Annotated in this window: 10 protein-coding genes; 4 read left to right on the forward strand and 6 right to left on the reverse strand. The window is 39.1% G+C overall.

Going from position 1 to position 8,974, the window contains the following annotated elements; translation table 11 throughout:
• Positions 1-740: 740 nt before the first annotated feature.
• The 3 genes from IQ236_RS26905 to IQ236_RS26915 all read left to right on the forward strand — a co-directional run bounded on the left by IQ236_RS26905 (position 741) and on the right by IQ236_RS26915 (position 2,113).
• The gene (locus tag IQ236_RS26905; protein WP_190520348.1) at positions 741-1,100 is read left to right on the forward strand and encodes a late competence development ComFB family protein; all 360 of its coding nucleotides are present in this window, start codon (positions 741-743) and stop codon (positions 1,098-1,100) included.
• Positions 1,101-1,240: 140 nt separating this feature from the next.
• Positions 1,241-1,567 (forward strand): hypothetical protein, encoded by a 327-nt coding sequence (locus tag IQ236_RS26910; protein ID WP_190520350.1) that lies wholly within the window; start codon positions 1,241-1,243, stop codon positions 1,565-1,567.
• Between the two features lie 159 nt (positions 1,568-1,726).
• On the forward strand, positions 1,727-2,113 hold the full coding sequence (locus IQ236_RS26915; RefSeq protein WP_193872211.1) for a hypothetical protein: 387 nt from the start codon (positions 1,727-1,729) through the stop codon (positions 2,111-2,113).
• A 39-nt stretch (positions 2,114-2,152) separates the two neighbouring features.
• On the opposite strand, the gene IQ236_RS26920 is transcribed toward IQ236_RS26915, so the two are convergent.
• Positions 2,153-4,006, reverse strand: coding sequence for an ABC transporter ATP-binding protein (locus IQ236_RS26920; RefSeq protein ID WP_193872214.1), 1,854 nt, complete (start codon positions 4,004-4,006; stop codon positions 2,153-2,155).
• A 179-nt stretch (positions 4,007-4,185) separates the two neighbouring features.
• Positions 4,186-5,322 (reverse strand): DNA-processing protein DprA, encoded by a 1,137-nt coding sequence (gene dprA, locus IQ236_RS26925; RefSeq protein WP_193872227.1) that lies wholly within the window; start codon positions 5,320-5,322, stop codon positions 4,186-4,188.
• A gap of 185 nt (positions 5,323-5,507) precedes the next feature.
• Between dprA and blaOXA the strand changes: the two genes are divergently transcribed.
• Entirely contained in the window at positions 5,508-6,416 is a 909-nt protein-coding gene (gene blaOXA, locus IQ236_RS26930) for a class D beta-lactamase (protein ID WP_193872216.1), read from the forward strand.
• A 10-nt stretch (positions 6,417-6,426) separates the two neighbouring features.
• Here the strand turns inward: blaOXA and IQ236_RS26935 are convergent, their stop codons facing one another.
• The 4 genes from IQ236_RS26935 to IQ236_RS26950 form a co-directional block, all read right to left on the reverse strand.
• Positions 6,427-6,849: a QcrA and Rieske domain-containing protein gene (locus IQ236_RS26935; protein WP_193872218.1), complete on the reverse strand. Its 423-nt coding sequence runs from the start codon at positions 6,847-6,849 to the stop codon at positions 6,427-6,429.
• 67 nt (positions 6,850-6,916) lie between these two features.
• A complete protein-coding gene (gene coaBC, locus IQ236_RS26940) occupies positions 6,917-8,185 on the reverse strand; it encodes a bifunctional phosphopantothenoylcysteine decarboxylase/phosphopantothenate--cysteine ligase CoaBC (protein ID WP_193872220.1) in 1,269 nt (422 codons plus the stop codon).
• 38 nt (positions 8,186-8,223) lie between these two features.
• Positions 8,224-8,439: a protein IsiD gene (gene isiD, locus IQ236_RS26945; protein WP_190520372.1), complete on the reverse strand. Its 216-nt coding sequence runs from the start codon at positions 8,437-8,439 to the stop codon at positions 8,224-8,226.
• 97 nt (positions 8,440-8,536) lie between these two features.
• The coding region (locus tag IQ236_RS26950; protein WP_193872222.1) for an alpha/beta hydrolase at positions 8,537-8,974 on the reverse strand (438 nt) is incomplete at its 5' end.

The raw sequence follows: 8,974 nt of genomic DNA on the forward strand, positions 1-8,974 counted from the left end.
CAATGAACCCCCTCCCATTGAGTTAAATAAACCGCTCACAACCCCAGCAACAGGGATTTAAGTTATAGAACTAGGGAACAGGGAATTACAAATTACAAATTACAAATTACGAATTACGAAATTCAATATTCCATTGAATTGAACCGACCGACTGAGAACAGGAAACCCCTTTCAGAAAGAGGGGTAAATAAGCGGATCAAAGGAAAAAACACCTCCAAGTTAACCGTATTATCCGATCTTCCCTAAAACTTCACAATTATGATTTAGACTGTTTTACTAATATCACAGATCAGGGTCATTGAGCCTTTTATACAAAGCAAATTAGGAGTTTAAATTTTGCAGGGTACAATAGATCTCAGAAAAATTTTAGGCTGAAAATCAGGAACAATAATGCGGAATTCCTCGTTAAGAATATGAAGTAGAACATTAAGGAATCAAGGCAACCTTGACCTCAAAGGTACTCAGTATATCTTGTATCCTGAACTACATTATAGAAGGGGATTTGGGGGATGCGGTTCCATTCAGGATCAGTCTCAATACTGCATAAGTAAAACAGGTGTAGACATACATTAAATTGAGGAGTTACTCACTCCAACACCAAAACTGATCAAGACAGAACGTGGAATCCGAATTGAGAACGAGCTTTATTTGCGTTGATGTCAAATGTGTTTCTGGCTTCAAACTGTAAAATTGTCTCTTAATCTTTACCCAATCTATTCCTAAAGGAGGATTTTAATTCCATGAAAACTATTCACCAGGATGAGCCAGTATTCGGTTGCCGAAATGCCATGGAAGAATTAGTCCTTGAAGAACTTGAACGCCAATTCCGCAATTTACCACCAGAACTGGTTCAATCCATTAATTCTATAGACGTATTAACCTATGCACTCAATCGTCTACCACCTCTATACGCTTCTACAGAAGAGGGATATGAATGGCAACAGCAACAAGCTCGAAAATCAATGAAAGGGTTTATTTATCGGATGGTTAAATTAAGTATCAAAGTTTCTCAGCGAAAAGCTAAAGTGTTTTCTGAACCCTTAAGAATTTATCCCCAATCAGCTTGGCAAAACTTGCAATTGTTGTCAGAAAATAGTTAAGTTAATGGAAAACTAATCGATTCTATAAGGATTGAGAATTAGATTAGAAGGGTGCTTGATATTGATTCCTACTGTCATGTTTTGAGTTGGATGATGGGGAAACTCTTGCAAAATTTGGTTGACTTTCAAACCTATATTGAATGCTGAAGTTTACCCCTATGAATGTCCTTTGTCCTGAATCTTCTGCACTAGCGTATCAAGCTTTAGAGGAATTAACACTTGAAGAAATAGAACAACAATTAGAGAGTTTACCGGATGAAATTGTTGTATCAATCAATAAAACAAAGGCAAGTGCTTATGTGCTTAATATTTTAGCTCCCTTGCATCGTTGGGTTGGAAAAGAACACCAGGGACATCCCTATTCTACCCCTAACGTCCTGAAAGAAATGATCTCCGAAGCAGTGACACTTTCCTTGTTGCGACTTCTGTGTATTCCCTCGGACAATAGATCAGAGCTTTATTTCTGAAAAAACTTATCACCCCTGATTTTTTCTCTCTAAATAGATCAAGAATATCACAGATATTCCCTTGGATAGATTTAAGAGAGAAATTCCTGATTTTTTCTATTTTTTGAGTAGATCTACATCAGGATTCCACGGATTTTATGTTGTCTCCAATTGATCACTATGTTATTTTTCACTTTAGCGTTTCAATACTATCTAGTGGTGGCGTTCATCGTTTTCGCTGTGTTTCTACGAATTTTTTTAAAAGATAAATCCACACCCAAGACTCATATTGATTCTTGGGTGGTGATCGGATTTTCTGCTGTTTTTTGGCCGATTGTTCTTCCCCTTGCTCATTTAGAACGTCAGGCCAAGAAAAATCGAAAAACCCTCTATCTTTGTTGGAATTCTAACTTAAATCAGCCTAATCCTACTTTCAGAAACCATAACACAATTCCTTTTCCTTACTGGCGCTTAAAAGTAGATTCACGGAATCAACGCTGCGTCCATCTATCTCATACCCTGCACGAGATTTCCTCCCATCGAATTCAACGAAAAATCCGATTTTAGGAGAGTAGGGTGGGCTAGGCCCACCAAAGCTATTTTATTTTAATTTTTTTCCTGGACTTTTAGCATTTGTAAGTTGTATAAACTGGCATATAAACCATTATGCTGAATTAATTCATCATGACTACCTGACTCAACTAATTGACCTCGTTTTAACACTAAAATTCGATCCGCATTTCTAATTGTTGAAAGACGGTGAGCAATAATAATTGCAGTCCGCCCCATTAACAAACGTTCTAATGCTTCTTGAATTAACGCTTCGGTTCCCACATCTAAATTAGCCGTAGCTTCATCTAACACTAAAATATGGGGGTTACGAATCGCCGCCCGGGCAAAAGCTAAGAGTTGTTTTTGACCACTCGATAAATTTGTTCCTCGTTCTCGTAATTCCGTATTATAGCCTTGGGGTAATTGTTCAATAAATTGAGCAACATTTGTTTTTTCTGCTGCTTGTTGAATTTTTTCCAAGCTGTAGGATTCTCCCAGGGTAATATTACTTTTAACATCTCCAGCAAATAAAAATCCATCTTGTAAAATCACTCCAATATGGCGTCGAAGTTCCGCTTGACGTAACTCTCGAATATCAATGCCATCGACTAAAATTCGTCCTTGACTCGGTTCATATAATCGACACAATAACCGAATAATTGAACTTTTTCCGGCTCCTGTTGGCCCCACTAAGGCAACTTTTTCTCCGGGACGAATTGTTAAATTGAGATTTTTGATCACATAATCATCATTTTTATAGGCAAACCAAACATTTTCAAAGCGAATTTCCCCGGTTTGTACAGAATTTTGCTCGTCAGGATTAAAGGCGGAAAGATTGGCAGTAATTTGATCAAGATCTCGAATTTCAATCGGTTCATTGAGAATATTATTAATCCGTTCAATTGCTGTAAATCCTGATTGAATAGCTGTAAATTTTTCGGCAAATTGTCGCAGAGGATCAAACAATCGTTGGGCGTATAAAATAAAGGCAGATAAGGTTCCAAAACTCAATTGATTATCAACAACTTGCTTCCCCCCAAACCAGAGCACAACAGCAATGGCAATTAAGGCAATCCATTCTAAAGTTGCCGATACCGCAGAATCATAAAAAATGGTTTGATCAACGGCTTTAATATACTGATGATTTGTAACATTAAATAATTCAGAATTATACCGCTCTCGCCGGAAGAGTTGGACAACACTAATCCCGACCATATTTTCTTGCAATTGGGAATTGAGATTAGATAACTCATCTCTGGATTTATAATTAGCTTGGCGATATTGTTTTTGAAAGTAAATGATTAGTGCCGTTACTGGAACCATCATTAAAACTAAAATTAAAGCCAATTTCCATTCCAGCGTAAACATTAAAATGGCAATCACGACAATGGAAAATAAATCACTGATAATCCCAATTGCACCTGTGGAAAATACATCGCCTAAAGCATCAACATCACTGGTTAAACGAGTAATTAATCGCCCTACAGGAGTGCGATCAAAAAATCTAACGGCTAAAGAGGTAACGTGTTCAAATAAATCATTGCGAATATCAGTAGTCATTTGTTGACCGACTTTCTGCACCCAATATCCTTGAATGGCTTGGAGTAAAAATCGGACTATAATTGTTAGTAACAGCACAACCGCCAGCAGATTCAATCCATCGGATAAGGGCATTTCCTTGAGGAATGAATAAGTGGCTGGTTCTTGACGAATTAAAGAAATCGCTTGTCCAATTAAAATCGGTTGAACTGCACCACAAAGCGATAAAGGAATGAGTAAAACTAAACACAGAATTAATAAACGCTGATTCCGTTTTGCATACTCAGCAACTCGCATCAGTAACCGCCAGTCTGTTTCGCGCGAATTCTGTTCTTGAGGTGTATTTTTGGGGGAAAATAGGGTAGTCATTCCAACTTGAATTAGGACATTATTTCACTCCCTAAAAGTTTAACACGCCCAAGAACTTTAGACAGGATGGCCCACAGAAAAGCAATCTGGATAGCTATCCAGGGGTCATGGAAATTATCAGGGCCTCCCTATCACTGACCCATTAATGATCTGTAGCCAAGATTTAAGCCTTTCCTCTTTTAATCAATTCTCCGATACCTCATCCCCGGTAATTGTTCTACTAATCCTAATAATTCTAATTGTAATAAGGCTGCGGATAGGCTTCCGGCTTCTAAATTGAGATTAACAATAATTTGATCAAAAGCAGTGGGTTCTGAAGAAAAAGCTTGCAAAACTTGAGTTAATTCTGGGTCTAAATCAGGTAAGGGTTTTGTAGGTTCAGGTTGCAGGCTAAACAAAGATAATTGTTGAGGTTCATCTAAAGCTGGCATGGCTCCTAATTGCTCTAATAATTCTTCTAAATTAACAGGAATCATACTGGCTCCCCCATTAATTAATTTTAAACAGCCTTGAGATTTTTCATCATCTAAACGTCCGGGTAATACATACACATCTCGACAAAATTCATTGGCAACATGAGCCGTAATTAAAGCCCCGGATTTTTGAGGAGCTTCCATCACAAAGGTTGCTCGACTTAACCCCGCAATAATGCGATTTCGTTGGGGAAAATGGCGGGGATTCGGTTTAGTTCCAGAGGGATATTCACTGATTAATAATCCTTGATTCATCACCCGTTCACAGAGTTGAAAATTTTCTTTCGGATAGATAATATCAACCCCAGTTCCTAACGCAGCAATGGTTCGTCCTCCCACTTCTAAACAACTGCGATGCGCTTCCGTATCAATTCCCGCCGCCAGCCCCGAAACAATGGTAAACCCTCGACGAGCTAAACTCATACTAATTTTACGAGTCCAGCGTCGCCCGTATTCTGTGGGGGTGCGGGTTCCAACAATAGCAACCGTCGGGGTAATGCCTCGATTTTCCTGGGGTTCAACGATTCCCCGATAATATAAAACCGGAGGAAATGTCGGAATTTCTAATAATAATCGAGGATATTCGGCATCCGCAGGAGTCCAAAAATAAGGGTTTTTAGCACTATGTTGTTCTAAGAATTCTTTGGGGTTAAATTGCGATCGCTGTTGAATAATTTTATCAACGGTTTGTTTCCCAAATCCATCAACTGCTATCAACTCATTCTCCGTTGCTTTCCAAGCCATTTCTAAAGTTTGAAAATGGTGTTGTAGACGTTGAATCGAAACTGAACCCACCCCATTAATTTGTGACCACGCTAACCAATATCCTCGTTCTTCCACAATGTTTAAACTCCTAATATTATTTTAAACTGAACAATAGAATACATTACTTTAATCGGTTTTGTAAAACTCTTAATCGTTGTCTCAACTATAAAAATCATACCGCAGTCAAGATTGTATGCTAAACTAATCTAATATTCTATTTTATTTTCCCCTCTGTTCCCTGTTATTATAGCGAGTCCAAAAGAATGTTATTAAATAGAGACCCTTTAAACCCTAAAAAAATTATTAAAACAACGGCTATTGTATTGGGGTTGAGTAGTTTTAGTAGTGTCCTACTGGCTACAACTCAAGCCCAGTCTAAATCAACAATTTCCCTTGTCAAAACTGAGCTTTCTAGTTCTGAAAATATGGCTCAAAAAGATAATTTAGAATTAAAGTTTGAGCGTCATTTTAAAGAATTAGGAATTGAAGGTTCAATTATTATTTATGACTCAAATCGTAATCAATTCTATCAATATAACCCCACCCGCAATCAAACACCCTTCTTACCTGCTTCTACGTTTAAAATTCTCAATTCCTTGATTGCGCTAGAAACTCAAGTGATTGCAGATGAAAAAACAGTGCTCACTTGGGATGGAATACAACGCTCTATTCCGGGGTGGAATCAAGACCTAAATATGAGAGAAGCCTTCAAAGTTTCTGCGGTTTGGTTTTATCAAATTTTAGCGAGACGTGTGGGTTATGAACAGATGAAATATTGGGTAACTCAAGCAGACTACGGTAACAAAACCATCGGAAAAGCCGAAAATATTGATCACTTTTGGTTGGATGGAGAGTTGCGAATTACCCCTCAAGAGCAAATCCAATTCTTGCGACGTCTCTACAGCAATGAATTACCGTTTTCTATGCGATCGCTATCCCTTGTAAAAGATATCATGGTTGTCGAAAAAACTCAAGATTATACCATCCGAGCAAAGACAGGTTGGGAGAGCAAAGGAAACCCAAATATTGGGTGGTATGTAGGTTATTTAGAACAGAATCAGAATGTTTATTTTTTTGCGACTAATATTGATATTCGTAAGCCAGAAGATGCAGACGCTCGTAAGGTGCTAACCCGTCGTTGTCTTCAAGAGCTTTCACTGGCACTACAATAATTTTACTAACTTAACTCGGTTTGACTAAAATTAGATTTCCTTCTACTTTAGTAATATAAGGTTTTAATCCTTGATGAGCAGGGCCTTTCATCAGTTGACCGTTTGCTGTGAATTGAGAACCGTGACAAGGACATAGAAATTCTTCTTTATTTCCTTTCCATTTCACAACACAACCTGCATGGGGACAAGTAGGATTAACGACAAAAATATCTTGTGAGTTTTTCTGATTATGAATAATTAAAGCGGGAATTTTAGAGTTAAGAAGAGAGCCCTTTTTATCCAGTTCTTGAATTGTTCCTACTGGGATAAAACCATCAGGACGAGTGGAAAAAGTCGCTGTATCTTTAGGTTCAGAACAAACGGCTAAGGCCATCGGAAAAAAACTGGCTAAACTTCCTACACTAACCCAAGCTAAAAAAGTTCTACGGTTCATAATCAACTCTGAAATTTTATCAATAAAAAATCTTGATTTATGAGTCTTGACAGCCAACTATTAACCGTCAATCATCCACTGTCAACGAAATAAAATCAAATAACTGATGGGCTAATTGTAACTTGCTACAAGCTGCAATTTCTAATTTACGTCCCTGACGACTTAAAAAGATGGCTTGATTGGTTTCAGTTCCAAATCCAGCATCAGGTAAATCAATCGGATTTGCAACAATAGCATCTAAATTTTTTTGGTGTAATTTATCTTGAGCAGGCTTCAATATTTCCCCAGTTTGTGCCGCAAACCCAACTAATTGTTGGTGGGGTTGTTTTATTTTTCCTAATTCTGCTACAATATCAACAATAGGCTTTAATGGCAGTTCTGTGGGTAAAAGATGCTTCGGTAATTTATCCTCACTATAAATAGCGGGTTTCACGTCTCCCACCGCCGCCGCCATCACCGTTAGATCGGCTTGAGGAAATCGTTGTATCATTTCCTGGTGCATTTCCTCGCTACTGATCACGGAAACTAACTTGACTTCAGGCAAAGCCGCCAATAATTCCGTACTCATGGGGCCATATACTAACGTTACCGATGCGCCGCGATGAATAGCGGCTTGCGCTAAGGCTAACCCCATTTTACCCGTTGACGGATTCCCAATAAATCTGACCGGATCAAGATGTTCCCTCGTGCCCCCGGCACTAATTAATACCCGTTTTCCGTCTAAATCCCGTTTGCCTTGGGTATGCAATAACGAATCGAGATGAGCTAAAATCTGTTTAGGTTCCGCCATCCGTCCGGCGCCTTCAATCAAAGAATTGCCTGCTTTTGTAGCGGGAAGATCACAGGCGAGAATTCCAACTGTCGGGGTAATTGCCTGAAACCGAGGATCAAGTAATAGAGTTTGCCAATTGCGTTGTACGGAAACTTGCTTCCACATTTGTCGATTCATCGCCGGGGCCATTAACACGGGACAACTAGAAGCTAAAACGGTATTAGTCAGTAAATTATCAGCTAATCCTGTGGCTAATTTCGCTAAGGTATTTGCTGTCAGTGGTGCAATCAAAAAAACATCAGCCCATTCCCCTAACTGAATATGTAATGGACGCCCATGAGTCGATTGCCAAAAGTCTTGATCCGTATAAGCCGATTGACGAGAGAGGGTTGCAAAGGTTAAGGGAGTAATAAATTTTTGGGCTGAGTCGGTCAAAATCACCCGAACATCAGCCCCAGCTTTGGCTAAGGTTGAAACAATTTCACAGACTTTATAAGCTGCAATACCCCCACTGATTCCAATTAGAATCCGTTTTTCCAAGGTGGAAGGCGAAATTATTCTCATCTATTCATCCAATTGAAACCTACAGATTGATTAAATCGTTACGCTTCATCATAGGCTTCAAGATCGAGCAAGTAAACATAAGGTTCCACTAGCTCTGGACGTTGAAACGCAATTGCTCGTAACAAATGCCAATCGTTGAGTCCTTCAAAGGGATTATTATAATCATCTCCTTCCAGACGTGCGGCTAATTGTGCCACATCATCAGCCGTGAGAAGTGAAATCTGTTGCGGTGAGGATCGAGTCAAGGTTTCCATGAGTTACACCTCCCGTGAATTGCATTTGTTTTGAGCCTGATAAGCAGGGTAGTCATCAATTGATTTCCCCATTTCTATACTAAGGGCATTTGGGGAATTATGGCATACAATTCATTACAAAACTTCTTATTAACCCTAAAACCTCTGGCCGAATTTCGTGACCCATATTAAATTCTTGATATTCAACCTGAGCACCTAACTGTTGAAAGACATTCCGCGCTTGCTGGGCGGCTTCTATCGGAACAACAGGATCTTGTTTTCCATGAACGATCAACACCGCAGATAAAGGATGATCTAACGGTTCGGGGGAAAAATGTAAATAACCACTTAAACTAATTAAACCCGCTAAGGGAAAATAACGCCCCACATCCAAAGCCATCGCTCCCCCTTGGGAAAATCCGCCTAATATTGTTTTAGATAAGGGAACCCCGGTACTCGCTTCTAAGGATTCTACCCATTCCTTAACTTGGTTTTGAGTTTCGGTCAATCCCTTATATTCAGGAGTTTCCAAGGCATACCACGCTCGTCCTAGGGG

The sequence above is a fragment of the Planktothrix mougeotii LEGE 06226 genome (genome assembly GCF_015207485.1).
Taxonomy (GTDB): Bacteria; Cyanobacteriota; Cyanobacteriia; order Cyanobacteriales; family Microcoleaceae; genus Planktothrix.